14 protein-coding genes are annotated in these 19,464 nt (G+C 74.4%); 13 read left to right on the plus strand and 1 reads right to left on the minus strand.

Translation table 11 applies throughout. The features are described 5' to 3' along the window. Positions 1 to 47 precede the first annotated feature (47 nt). From E9529_RS04915 to E9529_RS04925, 3 genes are all read left to right on the plus strand, one after another. Entirely contained in the window at positions 48 to 2,009 is a 1,962-nt protein-coding gene (locus E9529_RS04915) for a S9 family peptidase (protein ID WP_236829986.1), read from the plus strand. A 256-nt stretch (positions 2,010 to 2,265) separates the two neighbouring features. Beyond that, complete coding sequence (locus tag E9529_RS04920; protein ID WP_236829987.1) at positions 2,266 to 3,915, plus strand: M28 family peptidase; 1,650 nt, start codon at positions 2,266 to 2,268, stop codon at positions 3,913 to 3,915. A gap of 108 nt (positions 3,916 to 4,023) precedes the next feature. After that, entirely contained in the window at positions 4,024 to 4,314 is a 291-nt protein-coding gene (locus E9529_RS04925) for a hypothetical protein (protein WP_236829989.1), read from the plus strand. 24 nt (positions 4,315 to 4,338) lie between these two features. Here E9529_RS04925 and E9529_RS04930 read toward each other — a convergent pair whose 3' ends face one another. Beyond that, positions 4,339 to 5,004, minus strand: a complete 666-nt coding sequence (locus tag E9529_RS04930; protein ID WP_236829990.1) for an MBL fold metallo-hydrolase — start codon at positions 5,002 to 5,004, stop codon at positions 4,339 to 4,341. Between the two features lie 47 nt (positions 5,005 to 5,051). Between E9529_RS04930 and E9529_RS04935 the strand changes: the two genes are divergently transcribed. The 10 genes from E9529_RS04935 (at position 5,052) to pgk (ending at position 19,454) form a co-directional block, all read left to right on the plus strand. Next, positions 5,052 to 6,488, plus strand: coding sequence for an amidase (locus E9529_RS04935; RefSeq protein WP_236829991.1), 1,437 nt, complete (start codon positions 5,052 to 5,054; stop codon positions 6,486 to 6,488). 165 nt (positions 6,489 to 6,653) lie between these two features. Beyond that, on the plus strand, positions 6,654 to 9,551 hold the full coding sequence (gene uvrA, locus E9529_RS04940; RefSeq protein WP_236829992.1) for an excinuclease ABC subunit UvrA: 2,898 nt from the start codon (positions 6,654 to 6,656) through the stop codon (positions 9,549 to 9,551). A gap of 184 nt (positions 9,552 to 9,735) precedes the next feature. Beyond that, the gene (locus E9529_RS04945) at positions 9,736 to 10,011 is read left to right on the plus strand and encodes a hypothetical protein (RefSeq protein ID WP_236829993.1); all 276 of its coding nucleotides are present in this window, start codon (positions 9,736 to 9,738) and stop codon (positions 10,009 to 10,011) included. Positions 10,012 to 10,145: 134 nt separating this feature from the next. Further along, entirely contained in the window at positions 10,146 to 12,176 is a 2,031-nt protein-coding gene (gene uvrC / locus E9529_RS04950) for an excinuclease ABC subunit UvrC (RefSeq protein WP_236829994.1), read from the plus strand. Further along, entirely contained in the window at positions 12,173 to 13,144 is a 972-nt protein-coding gene (gene rapZ, locus E9529_RS04955) for an RNase adapter RapZ (protein ID WP_236829995.1), read from the plus strand. Before uvrC ends, rapZ begins: the two co-directional genes overlap by 4 nt. Further along, positions 13,144 to 14,112, plus strand: coding sequence for a uridine diphosphate-N-acetylglucosamine-binding protein YvcK (yvcK, locus tag E9529_RS04960; RefSeq protein ID WP_236829996.1), 969 nt, complete (start codon positions 13,144 to 13,146; stop codon positions 14,110 to 14,112). Before rapZ ends, yvcK begins: the two co-directional genes overlap by 1 nt. 134 nt (positions 14,113 to 14,246) lie before the next feature. Then, positions 14,247 to 15,227, plus strand: coding sequence for a DNA-binding protein WhiA (whiA, locus tag E9529_RS04965; RefSeq protein ID WP_091930636.1), 981 nt, complete (start codon positions 14,247 to 14,249; stop codon positions 15,225 to 15,227). A gap of 128 nt (positions 15,228 to 15,355) precedes the next feature. Continuing rightward, positions 15,356 to 17,026, plus strand: a complete 1,671-nt coding sequence (locus E9529_RS04970) for a diguanylate cyclase (RefSeq protein ID WP_236829997.1) — start codon at positions 15,356 to 15,358, stop codon at positions 17,024 to 17,026. Positions 17,027 to 17,256: 230 nt separating this feature from the next. Beyond that, positions 17,257 to 18,261, plus strand: a complete 1,005-nt coding sequence (gap, locus tag E9529_RS04975) for a type I glyceraldehyde-3-phosphate dehydrogenase (protein ID WP_236829998.1) — start codon at positions 17,257 to 17,259, stop codon at positions 18,259 to 18,261. Continuing rightward, positions 18,261 to 19,454 (plus strand): phosphoglycerate kinase, encoded by a 1,194-nt coding sequence (gene pgk, locus E9529_RS04980; RefSeq protein ID WP_236830000.1) that lies wholly within the window; start codon positions 18,261 to 18,263, stop codon positions 19,452 to 19,454. Before gap ends, pgk begins: the two co-directional genes overlap by 1 nt. The last annotated feature ends 10 nt before the right edge of the window (positions 19,455 to 19,464 follow it).

Raw genomic sequence — 19,464 nt, forward strand, 5'->3', positions numbered from 1 at the left:
CCTGCCACCGGCCGGCCGGGGTGGGGCGCTCGGCTAGCGTCGCGGGCATGCGCCCGTCGGACCTCGCCCTCCTGCGGACGCCGGGGACGGCGACGGTCTCGCCCGACGGGCGGATCGCGGTGGTCGCCGTGCGCTGGCCCGACCCGGGGACCGACGGCTACCGGAGCCAGCTCTGGGCCGTGCCCACCGACGGCTCCGCGCCGGCCCGCCCGCTCACCACCGGCCGGCACGACACCGATCCGAGCTTCTCCCCGGACGGGCGCTGGCTGGCCTACCTCGGCACGGAGCCCGGCCGGAGCCCCCAGGTGACGGTGCTGCCGGCGGCCGGCGGGGCGCCGCGCCGGCTGACCGACCACCCGCTGGGGGCCGGGGCGCCGGCGTGGGCCCCGGACTCCCGCCGCCTCGCGTACGTGGCCCGCGTGCCCGGGCACGGGCCGGGTGGCACGGCGCCGGAGGCGGACCCGGCTGCGCAACCGCCCCGGCTGATCACCACGCTGGCGTACCGGCGCGAGGGCATCGGCTACCTGCGCGATCGGCCGGCCCAGGTCTTCGTGGTGGACCTGCCGGCCGACTTCGCCGACGACGCCGCCCCGCCACCGGCACCGGTCCAGGTGACGTCGGGCCCCGCCGACTGCGCCGACGTCGCCTGGCGCCCGGACGGCGGGGAGCTCGCCTTCGTGTCGGCGCGGCACGACCGCGCCGCAGCCGACCTGGTGCGCGACGTCCACGCCGTCCGCCCCGACGGCGCCGGGCTGCGGCGGGTGACCGACGGCCGGGGGAGCTGCTCGCGTCCGGCCTGGACCCCGGACGGCGGCTCGATCGTGCTCACCGCGGTCCCGAACCTGGGGCCTGACGGGGTGGACGTGGTGGCGCGGGCGGCCGTGCCGTGCCGCGTTCCGGCCGAGGGCGGCCCGCTCACCGCGCTCCTGGACCCGGAGCGGCACGCCCGGGGCGACGCGACCCCGGCGACCGTGCTGGCCGACGGGGCGGTGCTGGTCGGTGACCAGCGGCGGGGTTCGGTGGAGCTGCTGCGGGTGCCCCTGGACGGCGGGGCCCCGGAGACGCTGGTCGGGGGGTCGTTCACCGTGCGCGGGATCGCGGCGGCGGGCGGGGTCGTCGTCGCCACCGTGGCGCACGACCGCTCAGCCGGGGAGCTCGTGGCCCTGCGCGACGGCGGGCGCCGGCTCCTGACCGGGTTCGGCCGCGAGCTCGGCGCGACCGGGCGGCTGCACCGCATGCGCGAGTGCGCCGCCGAGGCGCCCGACGGGTACCCGGTGCACGGCTGGGTCGCCCTTCCCGCGGGGGAGGGGCCCCACCCGGTGCTGCTCGTGCTCCACGGCGGGCCCTTCCGCCAGCACGGGTGGGAGCTGGACGAGGACACCCAGGTGCTGGCCTCGGCCGGCTACGCCGTCGTGCGGTGCAACCCCCGCGGTTCGTCCGGGTACGGCGCGGCGCACGGGCGGGCGATCCGGGGCGCGTGGGGCGGTCCGGACGCCGACGACGTCCTGGCGCTCCTCGACGCGGTGCTCGCCGACCCCGCGCTGGACGCCGGCCGCGTGGGCGTCGCGGGGGGTGGCTACGGCGGTTCCCTCGCCGCGCTGCTCACCGGCCGCACGGACCGGTTCGCGGCGGCCGTCGTGGAGCGCGCGCTCACCGACCCGGCGTCCTTCACGGGCAGCTCGGACGCCGGGTGGTACCTCGTGGACGCGCACCTGGGCACCGAGCCGGAGCAGGTGCGGGCGCAGAGCCCGGTGGCCCGGGCGGGCCGGACGCCCACTCTGGTCGTCGCCGCGGAGGGGGACCTGCGCACGCCGCTGGACCAGGCGCAGCGACTGCACGTCGACCTGGTGCGCCGCGGCGTCCCCGCGGAGCTGCTCGTCTTCCCCGGCGAGGGGCACGACCTCCCGGCCGCCGGGCGGCCGCGGCACCGCGTGGCACGCCTGGAGCACCTGCTGCGGTGGTGGGAACGGTGGTTGCCGGTGCGCGCGGGGCACGCCGCTCGGGACTGAGGCCCGACACGCCGTCATGGTCGATGACCCTGCGTATCGGCCGTGCAGCGGCGTGTCGTGACGTGGATCACAGCAGATGCCCAGGTGGAACGCGGGAATGACGGCGCGTCACCGCGCGCCTGCGGAGCGGCCCCGGGGTTCCGGATCACGACCTGCCTCTATGCAAGCGGGTCGTCACTCCGGTGGAGTGCCGGTGCCGGCAACGACGCCGGCTCGCGGCCTCCGCGCCGCCGATCACCGATCGAAGGGATCGAGCGTGAACGAACGACGGACCGCGTCCGCACGACGGACGGCGGCTCGGACCATCGCACTGGGCACCAGCGGCGTCATGATCGCCCTGGCGCTCCCGGTCACCACGGCGACCGCCGCGCCCCGGGACCCGTGCGACCGACGGCACAACAACACCTACGCCAAGCTGCTCGAGTGCGTGGACCTCGAGGACGTCCTCGAGCACCAGCGGGCCTTCCAGAAGATCGCCGACGACAGCGACGACCCGGTCTACCCCGGCACCCGCGCGGCCGGCACGGACGGCTACGCCGACAGCGTCGAGTACGTCGCCGGTCTGCTGAGGGACGCCCGCATGGACGTCACGCTGGACCCGGTGGAGGTCACGTTCGCCTTCCCCGCCGTGCTGCGGCAGCTGACGCCGGAGCCCGCGGAGTACGAGACCGGGCTCTTCTCCGGCAGCGGATCGGGCACCGTCGAGGGGCAGGTCATCCCCGTCGACATCAACCTCGAGGGCGACCGGGCCTCCAGCAGCGGGTGCGAGGCGGAGGACTTCAGCGCGCTGGACTTCACCGGGGACGCGGACATCGCTCTCGTCCAGCGCGGCACCTGCAACTTCGGCGACAAGGTGGTCAACGCGGAGGCCGCGGGGGCCGAGGCGGTGATCATCTTCAACCAGGGCAGCGCGCCGGACCGTTTCGAGCTGATCGTCGCCAACGCGGCGACCCTCGGGGACGGCAGCACGGTGCAGCACGGCATCCCGGTGGTCGGCGCCAGCTTCGACCAGGGCGTGGCCCTGGCGGCGGAGGGCTCGACCGCCTTCGTCGACGGCAGGATCGAGACCCGCACCGACTACAACGTCATCGCCGAGGTGCGGGGCCGGAACAAGGACAACGTCGTCATGGCCGGCGCGCACCTCGACAGCGTCATCGAGGGCCCCGGCATCAACGACAACGGTTCGGGTTCCGCGGCGCTGCTGGAGACGGCGCTGTCGATGGCCAGCCTCAAGCCGCACAACACCCTGCGCTTCGCCTGGTGGGCGGCGGAGGAGCAGGGGCTGGTCGGCTCGAACAGCTACGTGGCGAAGCAGCCGCAGAGCGAGCTGGACCGGATCGCCCTGTACATGAACTACGACATGGTCGCCTCGCCGAACTACGTCCAGATGGTCTACGACTCGGACGAGTCGACCTGGGACGCGTCCGCCCCGATCCCCGAGGGCTCGACGGCGATCGAGGACGTCTACGAGTCCTTCTACACCAAGGTCGGCGTGCCCTACGACGACGCGGAGTACTCGGGTCGCAGCGACTACCAGGCGTTCATCAACGCGGGCATCCCCTCCGGTGGGCTCTTCACCGGCGCGGAGGTCGTCAAGACCGAGCGGCAGGCGGAGATCTGGGGCGGCCGTGCGGGCGACCAGTTCGACCCGTGCTACCACGAGGCCTGCGACACGATCGACAACCTCGCGCTGGACGCGCTGGACGTGAACAGCGACCTGATCGCCTTCGCGATGCTGACGTTCGCCTTCTCCACCGAGTCGGTGAACGGCGTGAAGGGCCGGCCGATCCCCGGGCCGGCGTTCGAGCTGCCGGCCCCGGCCGGCCCGGAGGGCACGTTCGAGGAGGCCGCCGGCGGCGGTGGCCTCGAGCACGACCACGTGCACGGTCACGACGTCCTGAGCTGACCTCTCCCCGGTGACGCGAGCCGTCGCCGACGTCCTCCCGGGGACGTCGGCGGCGGCTCGTGCCGTGCGGGGGTGCCGGCAGCGGGCGGTGGGCCTACCGTGCGCAGGATGGCGCTCATCTACCCGGTCCGGATCGACTCCCCGGAGCCCGACGAGGACGCGGCCCCCGACTTCAACGAGCTCGCCGCCGACCTGTCCGACCAGTGGCTGGTCGAGGTGGACCTGGGCGAGGACGGCGACGACGCCTGCTTCGGCCCGCTCACCCCGCGGGCGGCGTGGGACCTCGCGCTCGGCGTGGAGGACCGGCGGCCGGAGTGGACGGTCTCGGTCCTCCCGCTGCACGTGCCCGGCACCCCCGACGAGCTGGTCGCCCTCTTCGACGACGACGGCGAGGAGTAGCCGGGGCACGTGCCGGGCCGGAGGTCACCAGCCCCGTTCGCGCCACTCCGGCAGGTGCGGGCGCTCGGCGCCCAGGGTGGTGTCCGCGCCGTGCCCCGGGTAGACCCAGGTGCCGTCCGGCAGGACGGCGAACAGCCGCTGCTCGACGTCGTCGACCAGGCTGGCGAAGTCCTCCGCGGACCAGGTCCGGCCCACGCCGCCGGGGAAGAGGCTGTCGCCGGTGAACAGGTGCACGCCGGCGTCGCCCGGGCCGCGCCAGACCAGCGCGATGCTCCCCGGCGTGTGCCCGCGCAGGTGCACGATCTCGAGCACCTGCTCGCCGACGGTGACGGCGTCGCCGTGCTCGACCGGCCGCGTCACCGGCACGGGGAGGGCGGGGGCGTCCAGCGGGTGCGCCACGGTCGCCGCGCCGGTGGCGGTGACGACGTCGGGCAGCGCCCGGTGGTGGTCCCAGTGGCCGTGCGTGGTGACGACGGTGCGCAGGTCGGTGTCGCCGACCAGCGCGAGCAGGACCTCGGGCTCGTCGGCGGCGTCGACCAGCAGGCCCTGACCGGTCGCGGTGCAGCGCAGGAGGTAGGCGTTGTTGGCCATCTCGCTGACCGCCACCTTGCTCACGGTCAGCCCGGGCAGCTCGCGCACGTCGGCGGGCCCGCCGACGGCGACGTCTCCGGTGTAGGTCGGGGTGCTCATCCGGACTCCGTTCGGAAAGTGTCGGCGGGCGCCGTTACGGTCCAGGCATGGACGCTAGCGGAGGTGTCGGCACAGCTCAGGACGGTGCCGCGGGGGGCCGGGCCGGTGGGCAGCGGATCGTCGGGCTGACGGCCACGGAGATCGCCGCGCTGGTGCGGGCCGGCGAGCTCACCGCGGTCGAGGTGGTCCGCGCGCACCTCGACCACGTCGAGGCGGTGGACGCCCGGGTCGGCGCCTTCCGCGTGGTGCGGCGCGAGGCGGCGCTGGCCGAGGCCGCCGCGGTCGACGCGAGCCTCACCCGCTTCGCCCTGCCGCTGGCCGGGGTCCCCGTCGCGGTGAAGGACAACGTGCAGGTGGCGGGCGAGGTGTGCACCGACGGCTCGCCGGCCTGCGAGTCCGGGCCCGAGCGCCGCGACCACGAGGTCGTCACCCGGCTGCGCAAGGCCGGGGCGGTGGTCATCGGCATCACCCGGGTGCCCGAGCTCTGCCTGTACGCCGCCACCGACGGCCCCGGCACGGTGACGCGCAACCCATGGGACACCGCGCTCTCGCCGGCCGGCAGCTCCGGGGGCAGCGCGGCGGCGGTGGCCTCCGGCTGCGTCCCGATCGCGCACGGCAACGACGGGATGGGCTCCCTCCGGCTGCCGGCCGCCGCGTGCGGTCTGGTCACCCTCAAGCCGGGGGTCGGCGTGCTGCCCGGCGGCATCGGCGCCGACGACTGGTCGGGCATGGCGGTCAACGGTGTGCTGGCCACCACGGCGGCCGACCTCGCGGTCGCCCACGCGGTGCTGGCGGGGGAGCGGCCCACCGCGCCGGCGGCCCCCGGCCGCCCGCTGCGCATCGCCGTCAGCACCCGGTCGCCGCTGCCCGGCGTCGGTGCCGACCAGGCGACGCGGGCGGCGGTCGACGCCGTGGTCAACCAGTTGCGTGCGGCCGGGCACAGCGTGGTGCGCCGCGATCCGCCGGTCACCCCGGCGGCCGCCGCCGGGGCCCTGGCGCGGTGGATGGCCGGCGCGGAGGACGACGCGGAGTTCCTGGGGCTCGACCGCGCGCGGCTGCAGCCGCGCAGCCGCACCCACGCGCGCATCGGCCGGCTGGTGCGCCGGCTGGGGCTGGTCCGGCCACGCACCCAGGAGCGGTTCCGCCGGCGGATGACCGACTTCTTCGGCGACGTCGACGTGCTGCTCACCCCCGTCACCACCGGCCCGCCGCTGCCCGCCCGGCCCTGGCACGAGCGCGGCTTCCTGGCCAACATCACCGCCAACGCCCGCTGGGCGCCGTGGACGGCCGCCTGGAACCTGGCGGGCATCCCGGCGGCCGTCCTGCCGGCCGCCACCCGGCCCGGCGGCCCCCCGGTGCCGGTCCAGTTCGTCGGCCCGCCGGGCGCCGAGGAACGGCTACTCTGGATCGTCGGCGAGCTGGAGTCCCGCCGGCCGTGGCGCCGGTACGCGCCCGTCTTCGACCCCACCGCGACACCGGCCTGATGGCCCGGCCCGGCGGCGGCCGGCCCGGCGACCGGGCGCAGCTCACACCGTGCGGTGGACGACCGCGGGCAGCACCGGCGTTGCACCGGCTGAACCGCGACCGGACCACGACGGCCGCCGTCCAGCGCACCACCGCTCCACACACCAGCGACCGACAGGGATCACATGGACCGGCTCGTCGTCCGCGGCGCCCGCGAGCACAACCTCAAGGACGTCCACATCGACCTCCCCCGGGACGCGCTCATCGTGTTCACCGGGCTGTCGGGGTCGGGCAAGTCCAGCCTCGCCTTCGACACGATCTTCGCCGAGGGGCAGCGGCGCTACGTCGAGTCGCTCTCGGCCTACGCGCGCCAGTTCCTCGGCCAGATGGACAAGCCCGACGTCGACTTCATCGAGGGCCTCTCCCCGGCGGTGTCGATCGACCAGAAGTCGACCAACCGCAACCCGCGGTCGACCGTCGGCACCATCACCGAGGTCTACGACTACCTCCGGCTGCTCTACGCCCGGGCCGGCCAGCCGCACTGCCCGAACTGCGGCAAGCCCATCTCGCGGCAGACGCCCCAGCAGATCGTCGACCAGGTGCTGGCGATGGAGGACGGCACCCGCTTCCAGGTGCTGGCCCCCGTCGTCCGGGCCCGCAAGGGCGAGTACGTCGACCTGTTCAGCTCGCTCCAGACGCAGGGCTTCTCCCGCGTCCGCGTCGACGGCACGGTGCACCCGCTGACCGAGCCGCCGACGCTGAAGAAGCAGGAGAAGCACACGATCGAGGTGATCGTCGACCGCCTCACCGTCAAGGAGAGCGCCAAGCGCCGGCTCACCGACTCGATCGAGACCGCCCTCGGGCTCGCCGGCGGGCTGGTCGTCCTCGACTTCGTCGACCTCCCCGAGGGCGACCCGGAGCGCGAGCGCACCTTCTCCGAGCACCTGGCCTGCGTCGACGACGGGCTGTCCTTCGAGGCGCTGGAGCCGCGGTCGTTCTCGTTCAACTCGCCCTTCGGCGCGTGCGGCGAGTGCACCGGCATCGGCACCCGCAAGGAGGTCGACCCCGAGCTCGTGGTGCCCGACCCGGGCAAGAGCCTCAACCAGGGCGCGATCGCCCCGTGGTCGAGCTCGATGAGCAACGAGTACTTCACCCGGCTGCTCACCGGCCTCTCGCAGCAGATCGGCTTCTCCATGGACGACCCGTGGGAGCGGCTGCCGGCGAAGGTGCAGAAGGCGGTCCTGCACGGCTCGCCCGACCAGGTGCACGTCCGCTACAAGAACCGGTACGGCCGCGAGCGCAGCTACTACGCCGCGTTCGAGGGCGTGCTGCCGTTCCTGGAGCGCCGGCACGACGACACCGACAGCGAGTACATGCGGGACAAGTACGAGGGCTACATGCGCGACGTGCCCTGCCCCGTGTGCCACGGCACCCGCCTCAAGCCCGAGATCCTCGCCGTCAAGCTCAACGGCCGGTCCATCGCCGAGGTCACCAACCTCTCCATCGGCGAGGCGTCGCAGTGGCTGGGTGCCCTCGAGCTGGGGGAGCGGGAGAAGGCGATCGCCGACCGCGTGCTGCGCGAGATCCAGGCGCGGCTGTCCTTCCTCGTCGACGTCGGCCTGGACTACCTCTCCCTCGACCGCCCGGCGGCCACGCTGGCCGGCGGGGAGGCGCAGCGCATCCGGCTGGCCACCCAGATCGGCTCGGGGCTCGTCGGCGTCCTCTACGTGCTCGACGAGCCGTCGATCGGGCTGCACCAGCGCGACAACACCAAGCTGATCGAGACCCTGGTCCGGCTGCGCGACATGGGCAACACGCTCATCGTCGTCGAGCACGACGAGGACACGATCAAGACCGCCGACTGGGTCGTGGACATCGGCCCCGGGGCCGGCGAGCACGGCGGCGAGGTCGTCGTCAGCGGCACGGTCGAGGAGCTGCTGGCCAGCGAGCGGTCGCTGACCGGCCAGTACCTGTCCGGCCGCAAGGAGATCGCCGTCCCCGAGAAGCGGCGCGAGCCGACGCCCGGGCGGGAGCTGGTGGTGAAGGGCGCCCGCGAGAACAACCTGCGCGGCGTCGACGTGACCTTCCCGCTGGGCTGCATGGTGGCGGTCACGGGCGTGTCCGGCTCGGGCAAGTCCAGCCTGGTCAACGACATCCTCTACAGCGTGCTGGCCAACGAGCTGAACCGGGCGCGGCTGGTGCCCGGCCGGCACCGCACGGTCACCGGCCTGGAGCACCTGGACAAGGTCGTGCACGTCGACCAGTCGCCCATCGGCCGCACCCCGCGGTCGAACCCGGCCACCTACACCGGGGTGTGGGACCACGTCCGCAAGCTGTTCGCCCAGACCTCGGAGGCGAAGGTCCGCGGGTACCTCCCCGGGCGGTTCTCCTTCAACGTCAAGGGCGGCCGCTGCGAGGCGTGCTCCGGCGACGGCACGCTGAAGATCGAGATGAACTTCCTGCCCGACGTGTACGTGCCCTGCGAGGTGTGCAAGGGCGCCCGGTTCAACCGGGAGACCCTCGAGGTGCACTACAAGGGCAAGACCGTCGCCGAGGTCCTGGACATGCCGATCGAGGAGGCGGCGGACTTCTTCGCGGCCATCCCGGCGATCGCCCGCTACCTGCGGACGCTCACCGACGTGGGGCTGGGCTACGTCCGGCTCGGCCAGCCCGCCACCACGCTGTCGGGCGGGGAGGCGCAGCGCGTCAAGCTCGCCAGCGAGCTGCAGAAGCGGTCCAACGGGCGCAGCATCTACGTCCTCGACGAGCCGACCACCGGCCTGCACTTCGAGGACATCCGCAAGCTGCTGCTGGTCCTGCAGGGGCTGGTCGACAAGGGCAACTCGGTCATCGTCATCGAGCACAACCTGGACGTCATCAAGAGCGCCGACTGGCTCATCGACATGGGGCCCGAGGGCGGGTTCCGGGGCGGCACGGTCGTCGCCGAGGGGACGCCGGAGTTCGTCGCCTCGGTGCCGGAGAGCCACACCGGGCGCTACCTGGTGCCGCTGCTCGACGAGGAGGCCGTCGCCGCGGCAGCGGCCGGCCCGGTGCGGAAGCGGGTCCGCAAGAAGGCCAGCTGACCGACCGGTGCCCGACGGCGGCCCGCGCCCTCCACGGGGCGCGGGCCGCCGTCGTAGCGGCCTGCGGTTCGGGCGCCGCCCGGCAGGGGGTTGAGCGGACGGCCGACCGCCCGTACCCTCGGTGTGACCGACGTCACCTCGGATGATCTTCCGGGGTGGCGCAGTCCCTCGAGGGAGGACGGCGATGAGTGCGCTGACGCCCGACTGCGATCCCGACCTGTCGAACTGCGGCTCGCCCGTGTCCGGTGGCGGCATGCGCTCCACGGTCATCCTGCTCGCCGTGCTCGTGGCGTCCGCGAGCGCGGTCGGCAGCGGCGCGACCGGCGCCATGGCGTTCACCGCCGGTGGCGCCGCTGTCGTCTCGGCCCTGGTGCTCGGCCGCCGGGCCGTCCGCCTCGCCCAGCGGGCGACCTCCGGCCTCGTCGCGCACGCACCCTGGCGGTCCCGCCCGGTCGGCTGAGCCGAACGGTGCCAGCCCGGTCCGGTGCAGTGCCACCGGACCGGGCTCGTCGCTGCCCGGGGCCGCTGAGGCGGTTGTGGCGGACGGGTCCCGCTCGCTGACGGCGTGTCGGTGGTGCGACCTAGTGTGGGGGCATGGCCGATCCGTCCACGTACCGCCCGGCGGTCGGCTCCATCCCGGAGTCCCCGGGCGTCTACAAGTTCCGCGACCCGAACGGCCGGGTCATCTACGTCGGCAAGGCCAAGAGCCTGCGGCAGCGGCTGAACAGCTACTTCGCCGACGTCGCGGGCCTGCACCCCCGCACCCGCCAGATGGTGACGACGGCGTCCAGCGTCGAGTGGACCGTCGTCGGCACCGAGGTCGAGGCCCTCCAGCTCGAGTACAACTGGATCAAGGAGTTCGACCCGCGGTTCAACGTCCGCTACCGGGACGACAAGAGCTACCCCAGCCTCGCGGTGACCCTGAACGAGGAGTACCCGCGGCTGCAGGTGATGCGCGGGCCCAAGAAGAAGGGCGTGCGCTACTTCGGCCCCTACGCCCACGCGTGGGCGATCCGCGAGACGCTCGACACGCTGACCCGCGTGTTCCCCGCCCGCACCTGCTCCACCGGCGTCTTCAAGCGCGCCGGCCAGATCGGCCGGCCCTGCCTGCTCGGCTACATCGGCAAGTGCGCGGCCCCGTGCGTGGGCCGGGTGAGCGCCGAGGAGCACCGGCGGATCGTCGACGACTTCTGCGACTTCATGGTCGGGAAGACCGAGTCGATGATCAAGCGGCTCGAGCGCGAGATGGGCGAGGCCGCGGCGGCGATGGAGTACGAGCGGGCCGCGCGCCTGCGCGACGACATCGGCGCGCTCAAGCGGGCGATGGAGAAGCAGGCCGTCGTCCTCGGCGACGGCACCGACGCCGACGTCGTCGCCTTCGCGCAGGACGAGCTGGAGGCGGCCGTCCAGGTCTTCCACGTCCGCGGCGGCCGGGTGCGCGGCCAGCGCGGCTGGATCATCGACAAGGTCGAGGACGTCACCACCGGCGAGCTGGTGGAGCAGTTCCTCCTCCAGGTCTACGGCGGGGTCGACGAGCAGACCGGCGTCGGGGAGGCCGGCGAGGCGGTGCCGCGCGAGGTGCTCGTGCCCGAGCTCCCCGCCGACGCCGACGTCTACGTCGAGCTGCTCGAGGAGCTGCGCGGTGGCCGGGTCTCGCTGCGCGTCCCGCAGCGGGGCGACAAGCGCAGCCTCATGGAGACCGTCGAGCGCAACGCCAAGGAGGCGTTCGCCCGGCACCGGGTGAAGCGGTCCAGCGACCTCACGGCCCGCTCGCTGGCGCTCTCGGAGCTGCAGGAGGCCCTGGAGCTGCCCGACGCGCCGCTGCGCATCGAGTGCATCGACATCAGCCACGTGCAGGGCACCAACGTGGTGGCGTCCATGGTGGTGTTCGAGGACGGGCTGGCCAAGAAGGCCGACTACCGGCGGTTCTCCGTCACCGAGGGCACCGACGACACCGCGGCGATGGCGGAGGTGGTCCGCCGGCGCTTCGCCCGCCACCTCAAGGAGGAGGCGGACCGCCGCGACGGGCAGGGGGTCGCCGCCGAGGAGGGCCGGCCGCGCCGGTTCGCCTACCCGCCCAACCTGCTCGTGGTCGACGGCGGCGCCCCGCAGGTGGCCGCGGCCGCGCGCTCGCTCGAGGAGCTCGGCGTCGTCGACGTCGCGGTCTGCGGGCTGGCCAAGCGGATGGAGGAGGTGTGGCTGCCGGGGGAGACCGACCCGGTCATCCTGCCCCGCACCTCCGAGGCGCTGTACCTGCTGCAGCGGGTGCGTGACGAGGCCCACCGCTTCGCCATCACCTACCACCGGCAGAAGCGGTCCAGCAGCATGCTGGTGTCCCTGCTCGACGACGTCCCCGGGCTCGGGGAGACGCGACGGAAGGCGCTGATGAAGCAGTTCGGGTCGCTCAAGCGCCTGCGGGCCGCGACGGTGGAGGAGCTCATGGCGGTACCCGGCATCGGCCGGCGGACGGCGGAGGCGGTGCAGCTGGCGGTCGCCGAACCGGCCCCCGCGGGCGGCGGCGCGCAGCCGGCGGAGACCACCCTCGCGCCCCAGGGCCCGGCCGAGCCGGGCGCCCCGCGACCGGGCTCCGGCGGCACCGCCGAGGTCGGCCGGGTGGCCTCGTGATCGCCGGGTCGCGCACCGAGCGGGCGCCGGGCGTCGACGGGTCCGCCCGCGGGCCGGTGGGGCCGGAGGACGACGTCTCGCCGGCGGTGGACCCCGCGAGCACCGAGACGCCGCCGTTGGAGGTCGTCGTCGTCACCGGGCTCTCCGGGGCCGGGAAGAACAGCGCCGGTCGCGTGCTCGAGGACCTCGGCTGGTTCGTCGTGGACAACCTGCCGCCGGCGCTGCTGCTGCCCATGGTGGAGCTCGGCGCCCGCGGTGACCTGCGCCGGTTCGCCGCCGTCGTCGACGTCCGCAGCCGGGCGTTCTCCAGCGATCTGCAGGAGGCGATCCGGATCCTGGCGGAAGCGGGGCACCGGCCGCGCGTGGTGTACGTGCACGCCCGCGACGAGGTGCTGGTCCGCCGGTACGAGTCCAACCGGCGGGAGCACCCGCTGCAGGGCAACGGCACGCTCACCGACGGCATCACCGAGGAGCGGGCCCTGCTCACCGGCATCGCCGGGGATGCCGACCTCTGGGTCGACACCAGCGACCTCAACGTGCACCAGCTCCGCGCGACGCTGGAGAACGCCTTCGCGCGCGACGGCCGCACGCCGCCGCTCACCGCGACGGTGATGAGCTTCGGGTTCAAGTACGGCCTGCCGCTGGACGCCGACCTCGTCGTGGACGCCCGCTTCCTGCCCAACCCGCACTGGGTGCCCGAGCTGCGGGAGCACACCGGGCGCGACGCCGACGTCCGCGACTACGTCCTCGGGCAGCAGGACGCGGGGGACTTCCTCGACCGCTACACCGAGGTGCTGCGGCTGCTGCTGCCCGGCTACCGGCGCGAGGGCAAGCGCTACCTGACGCTCGCGGTCGGCTGCACCGGCGGCAAGCACCGCAGCGTCGCGATCGCCGAGGAGTTCGCCCGGCGGCTGCACGCCGAGGGCATCGCGGCCGTGGCCCGGCACCGCGACCTGGGGCGCGAGTAGTGGGGGGCACGACGGTCCCGGGGCGGGCGCCCCGGGTGGTCGCCTTCGGCGGCGGCCACGGGCTGGCCGCGGCGCTGGCGGCGTGGCGCCGGATCACCCCGGAGCTCACCGCGGTGGTCACGGTGGCCGACGACGGCGGGTCGTCGGGGCGGATCCGGCGCGAGATGCCCGTGCTGCCCCCGGGTGACCTCCGGATGGCCCTGGCCGCGCTCGCCGGTGACGCCGAGCGCGAGCAGACCCTGGCGGCGCTGTTCCAGCACCGCTTCGGCGGCAGTGGCGTGCTCGCCGGTCACCCCGTCGGCAACCTGCTCCTGACCGGCCTGACCGAGATGTACGGCGGTGACACCGTCCGGGCGCTGGACGAGCTGTGCTCGCTGGTGGGGGCCGCCGGCCGGGTGCTGCCCATGGCCGACGAGCCGCTCGACCTGGTCGCCCGGGTGGAGACCGCCGACCGGGACGACCCGGCCCGGGTGCGCACCATCCGCGGGCAGGTGGCGATCGCCGCGACACCGGGGAGGGTCCGCGAGATCCGGCTGGCGCCGGCCGACCCGGTGGTCCCGCCGGCGGTGCTCGACGCCATCGCCGCGGCCGATGTCGTCTCGCTGGGCCCCGGTTCCTGGTACACCTCTGTGCTGCCGCACCTGCTCGTGCCCCGGCTCCGCGCGGCGCTGGCCTCGTCCGGTGCGCGGGTGGTGGTGGTGCTCAACCTGGAACCGCAGCCCGGCGAGACCGACGGCTTCTCGCCGGAGGAGCACCTGGCCGTGCTGCAGGCGCATCTGGACGGAGTGGCGTTGCACACCGTGATCGCGGACGTGGAGGCGGTGGTTGACCGCCGTGGTCTGCTTGACGCGGTCCGCGGGTGCGGTGCCGAGCTGCTGCTGGCGCCGGTCGCCGAGCCGGACGGCGCGCCGCGGCACGAGCCCGGACGCCTGGCCGCGGCGCTCGCCTCCGTGGTCGGGATGCGGTGAACGGGTAGCGGCATGCGAGCGGGTACCAGCTGGACGGCCGACCGGCCGGCACGAGGGGGAGAGGGGACGGCGCACATGACGCTGACCCGGACTGCGGGGGCGGGATCTCCCGGGGGAACGTGGGGGTGGACGGCATGGCGATGACCGCCATGGTGAAGGACGAGCTCTCCCGGGTGGAGTGCACGAAGACCTCCGAGCGCAAGGCCGAGGTGACCGCGCTGCTGCGGTTCTCCGGCGGCCTGCACATCGTGGGCGGCCGCGTCGTCATCGAGGCGGAGCTGGACACCGGCTCGGTGGCCCGGCGGCTGCGCCGGGACATCAGCGAGGTCTACGGCTACACCAGCGGGGTGAGCGTGCTCGCCGGCGGCAACATCCGCCGGGGCGTGCGCTACCTGGTCCGCATCGCCAAGCACGGCGAGGGGCTGGCCCGCCAGACCGGGCTGGTCGACCAGCGCGGCCGCCCGGTGCGCGGGCTGCCGCCGGCCGTCGTCTCCGGCAGCATCAACGACGCCGAGGCGGCCTGGCGCGGCGCATTCCTGGCCCACGGCTCGCTGACCGAGCCCGGCCGCTCCTCCTCGCTGGAGGTCACCTGCCCCGGCCCCGAGGCAGCGATGGCGCTCGTCGGTGCGGCCCGCCGGCTGGGCATCGCCGCGAAGGCCCGCGAGGTGCGCGGCGCCGACCGGGTGGTCGTCCGCGACGGCGACGCGATCAGCGCGCTGCTCACCCGCATGGGGGCGCACGACGCGGTGCTGGCCTGGGAGGAGCGGCGCATGCGCCGCGAGGTGCGGGCCACCGCCAACCGCCTGGCCAACTTCGACGACGCCAACCTGCGCCGCTCCGCGCGGGCGGCCGTCGCCGCCAGCGCCCGGGTCGAGCGGGCGCTGGAGATCCTCGGCGAGGACGCGCCCGAGCACCTGCTGGTCGCCGGCCGGCTGCGCTTGGAGTTCGGGCAGGCCTCGCTGGAGGAGCTCGGCCAGCGCGCCGACCCGCCGATGACCAAGGACGCCGTCGCCGGCCGGATCCGGCGGCTCCTGGCCATGGCCGACAAGCGCGCCAAGGACCTCGGCATCCCGGACACGGAGTCCGTCGTCACCGACGACATGCTGGCCCAGTAGCGGAGCGGGACGCTTCTCCCCCGACGGGGGGAGGAGCCGGGCCCGTCGCCCTCCGGCGGTGTGCGGTCCGCGCCGATGTCCCGGTCGACGGCCCGGTACCGACCCGGCCGCCCGATCGAGGAGCCGGGATGTCCCCACAGCAGTGGGCACTGCTGTTCGCCAGCGCCGCCGTGGTCGCGCTCGTCACGGCGGGGCTGGCCTGGCAGCGTCGCGAGCGGACCCCGGCCGCGACCGCGCTGGCCGCCACGATGGCGGGCGCGGCAGGGTGGTCGGCCGTCGACGCGGTGCTGCACGGCTTGGCCTCGGACGCCGTGCGGATGCTCTACCCGCCGCTGCTCCTGGCCGCGGTCGGCGTCATCGTGGCCGGCATCCACACGCTGTCGCGGGCGGTCGCCGACCCCTCGTGGCGGCCAACCCGGCGGCGGTTCACCCTGCTCGCCGTCGAACCGGTCCTGCTGGTCGTGGCGGCGTCCCTGCCGGCCACCCGGGAGCTCGTCATCGTCGGACACGGCGCGACGGGTTCCGACCCGTTCGAGTCGATCACCCTGGGGCCGCTCTTCGAGGCTCACACGGTGTACTCCTACGTGCTCATCGCGGAGGCCTACTGGCACCTGGGTCGCCGCTGGAGGAACGCGACCGGGATCTTCCGCCGGCAGATCGGTGTCCTGCTCGGCGCCGGCGTCATCTCGACCGCCGGCAACGCGACCGCGCTCGCCCTGCAGACTGCCGGCCAGGTCGTCGACGTGACGCCGCTGTTCTTCGTGGTGACAGGGCTGATCAACTGCTGGGCCCTGCTGCGGCTGGGCCTGCTGCGGCTGGTCCCTGTCGCCCGCGATCAGGTGGTGGACACGGTGCCCGACGCGGTGCTCGTCGTGGACCCGGCCGGGATCCTGATCGACCTGAACCCGGCGGCCGGTCGGCTGCTCGCCCGCCTCCGGACCCACCTGCGGGGTCAGGAGCTGGTGGGGCGCCCGCTGGCCGACATCGCCGGGCAGCACGCCGTCGCCGTCCTCGACCGGACCGAACGGCTGGACGGGCACCGGGTGGCCGAGGTGCGGCGGGGACTGTGGCTCGACGTCCGGGACGCCGCCGTCAGCGACTCCCGCGGGCGTGCGCTGGGGCGCATCGTGGTGGTGCGCGACGTGAGCGAGCAGCAGGCCCGGCAGGCGGCGGTCGAGCAGCTGAACAGCCGCCTCGAGGAGCAGGTGCGGGAGATCGAGCGGCTGCGCGCCGAACTGGCGGAGGAGGCGGTGCGGGACCCGCTGACGGGCCTGCACAACCGGCGCCAGCTCGACCGGGCCCTCGCCGCGGACCGCCGGGTGGGCGCGGTCGACGGGGAGCTCTCGGTCGTCGTCGTCGACATCGACCACTTCAAGGCCGTGAACGACCGCTTCGGTCACGCCGCGGGCGACGACGTCCTCCGCGCCGTGGCGGGTGTGCTGCGGCGGACGGCGCGGGACGGCGACACGGTGGCGCGGATGGGTGGGGAGGAGTTCGTCCTCGTGCTGCCGGGGGTGCCCCTGGAGAGAGCCGTCGAGCGGGCCGAGCAGATCCGCCGGTCCTGCGCGCTGCTCCGGCACGAGGTCGATGGCGAGATGGTGAGCGTGAGCGTGAGCGCGGGCGTCGCCACCGGCCCGGCGGGAGGCGTCGCGTCCGACCGCCTGCTGGAGGCGGCCGACCGGGCGCTCTACACCGCGAAGGCCTCCGGGCGCGACCGGGTCGTCGCCGCGCCGGGCCGGCGGGTGGCGCTCCCGTCGCCCACCCCTGTGCGCAGCCAGGAGCTGGTCCACGGCCGCTGACCGCGATGGCGGTGGTCGCCCCGGCCGATCGCCCGGTCGTGCCCGGTGTCCCGGCTCACCGTGAGCGGTCCCGGCCCGGAGCAGGAGATGGGCCAGGGCCCCCATCGATCAGGTGACCTGGCCGACAGGGAGCGGGAGCCAGCGCCCGGCGCGACCGATAGGGTCTCCACGGAGCGAGGCCGCGCGGTCCGCGCGGCAACCGACGTGACGGTTCCCATGGGAGGTCTGCAGTGACGGTCCGGGTAGGCATCAACGGATTCGGCCGGATCGGCCGCAACTTCTGGCGGGCCGCCGCCGCCAGCGGGCAGGACATCGAGATCGTCGCGGTCAACGACCTGACCAGCAACGAGGCCCTGGCCCACCTGCTCAAGTACGACAGCATCCTGGGGGTCCTCAAGGAGGACGTCGCCGCCGACGGCGAGGGCATCAAGATCGGCGGGACGACCATGAAGGTCCTTTCCGAGCGCGACCCGGCCAACCTGCCCTGGGGCGACCTCGGCGTCGACGTCGTCGTCGAGTCGACCGGCTTCTTCACCAAGGCCGCCGACGCCCGCAAGCACGTCGACGCCGGTGGCGCCAAGAAGGTCATCATCTCCGCACCGGCCACCGACGACGACATCACCATCGTCATGGGCGTCAACGACAACCTCTACGACGGCTCGCAGACGATCATCAGCAACGCGTCGTGCACCACCAACTGCCTCGCGCCGCTGGCCAAGGTGCTCAACGACGCCTTCGGCATCGAGCGCGGCCTGATGACCACGATCCACGCCTACACCGCCGACCAGAACCTGCAGGACGGCCCGCACAAGGACCTGCGCCGCGCCCGCGCCGCCGCGCTCAACATGGTGCCGACCTCCACCGGCGCCGCGAAGGCCATCGGACTGGTCCTGCCCGAGCTGAAGGGCAAGCTCGACGGCTACGCCATCCGCGTGCCCGTCCCCACGGGCTCGGCCACCGACCTCACGGTGCAGGTCTCCCGCGAGGCCTCGGCCGACGAGATCGACGCCGCCTACCGCGAGGCCGCCGCCGGTCCGCTGGGCAAGTACCTGACCTACACCGACGCGCCGATCGTCTCCTCGGACATCGTCACCGACCCCTCGTCGTGCATCTACGACGCGAAGCTGACCAAGGTCTTCGGCCCGATGGTCAAGGTGCTGGGCTGGTACGACAACGAGTGGGGCTACTCCAACCGCCTCGTCGACCTGACCACCCTGGTGGGCAAGTCCCTCTGATGCGCTCTGTCGACGACCTCATCGCCGAGGGCGTCTCGGGTCGGCGCGTGCTGCTGCGCGCCGACCTGAACGTCCCGCTGGACAAGGAGACCGGCGCAATCACCGACGACGGCCGGATCCGCGCCAGCCTGCCCACCCTGCAGGCGCTGCGCGAGGCCGGGGCGCGGGTGCTGGTCGCCGCGCACCTCGGCCGGCCCAAGGGGCAGCCCGACCCGCGGTTCTCGCTCGCGCCGGTGGCCGCGCGCCTGGGCGAGCTGCTCGGCACGACCGTGCCCCTCGCCGCCGACGTGGCGGGGGAGGACGCCCGGGAGAAGGCGGCCGCCCTCGGGGACGGCGACGTCCTCCTGCTGGAGAACGTCCGCTTCGAGGCCGCCGAGACGAGCAAGGACGACGCCGAGCGCGCCGAGCTGGCCGACCGGCTCGCCGCGCTGGCCGACGTCTACGTGGACGATGCGTTCGGCGCCGTCCACCGGGCGCACGCGTCGGTGTTCGACGTCGCCGAGCGGATCCCGCACCACGCCGGCCGGCTCGTCGCCCGCGAGCTCGACGTGCTCACCCGGCTGACCACCGAGCCCGACCGCCCCTACGTGGTGGTGCTGGGCGGCTCGAAGGTCAGCGACAAGCTCGCCGTGATCGAGGCGCTGCTGCCCAAGGTCGACCGGCTCCTCGTCGGCGGCGGGATGTGCTTCACCTTCCTGGCCGCCCAGGGCCACGGGGTCGGGAAGTCGCTCCTGGAGGCCGACCAGGTGGAGACCTGCCGGAGGCTGCTGGCCGAGGCCGGTGACCGGATCGTCCTGCCCGTCGACGTCGTCTGCGCGCCGGAGTTCAGCGCGGACGCCCCGACCACCACGGTGCCGGTCGACGCCATCCCCGAGGACCAGATGGGCCTGGACGTCGGCCCGCGCACGGTCGAGCTGTTCGGCGCCACGCTGGGCGACGCCCGCACGGTGTTCTGGAACGGGCCGATGGGCGTCTTCGAGCTGGCCCCGTTCCAGGACGGCACCCGCGGTGTGGCCCGGGCGGTCTCCGCCGTCGACGGGCTGTCGGTCGTGGGCGGCGGGGACTCGGCGGCCGCGGTGCGGGTGCTGGGCCTCGACGAGAGCGCCTACGGGCACATCAGCACCGGTGGCGGCGCGTCGCTGGAGTACCTCGAGGGCCGGGACCTCCCGGGCCTCGCGGTGCTGGCCGACTGAGCGAGGAGCG

The sequence above is a fragment of the Blastococcus sp. KM273128 genome (assembly GCF_021698975.1).
Lineage (GTDB): Bacteria > Actinomycetota > Actinomycetes > Mycobacteriales > Geodermatophilaceae > Blastococcus.

Bases quoted from the DNA above. Each gene is read 5' to 3' on its own strand.
- E9529_RS04915 (WP_236829986.1), top strand. From the start codon at position 48: ATGCGCCCGTCGGACCTCGCCCTCCTGCGGACGCCGGGGACGGCGACG.
- E9529_RS04925 (WP_236829989.1), top strand. From the start codon at position 4,024: ATGGCGCTCATCTACCCGGTCCGGATCGACTCCCCGGAGCCCGACGAG.
- E9529_RS04930 (WP_236829990.1), bottom strand. From the start codon at position 5,004: ATGAGCACCCCGACCTACACCGGAGACGTCGCCGTCGGCGGGCCCGCC.
- E9529_RS04935 (WP_236829991.1), top strand. From the start codon at position 5,052: ATGGACGCTAGCGGAGGTGTCGGCACAGCTCAGGACGGTGCCGCGGGG.
- uvrA (WP_236829992.1), top strand. From the start codon at position 6,654: ATGGACCGGCTCGTCGTCCGCGGCGCCCGCGAGCACAACCTCAAGGAC.
- E9529_RS04945 (WP_236829993.1), top strand. From the start codon at position 9,736: ATGAGTGCGCTGACGCCCGACTGCGATCCCGACCTGTCGAACTGCGGC.
- uvrC (WP_236829994.1), top strand. From the start codon at position 10,146: ATGGCCGATCCGTCCACGTACCGCCCGGCGGTCGGCTCCATCCCGGAG.
- whiA (WP_091930636.1), top strand. From the start codon at position 14,247: ATGGCGATGACCGCCATGGTGAAGGACGAGCTCTCCCGGGTGGAGTGC.
- E9529_RS04970 (WP_236829997.1), top strand. From the start codon at position 15,356: ATGTCCCCACAGCAGTGGGCACTGCTGTTCGCCAGCGCCGCCGTGGTC.
- pgk (WP_236830000.1), top strand. From the start codon at position 18,261: ATGCGCTCTGTCGACGACCTCATCGCCGAGGGCGTCTCGGGTCGGCGC.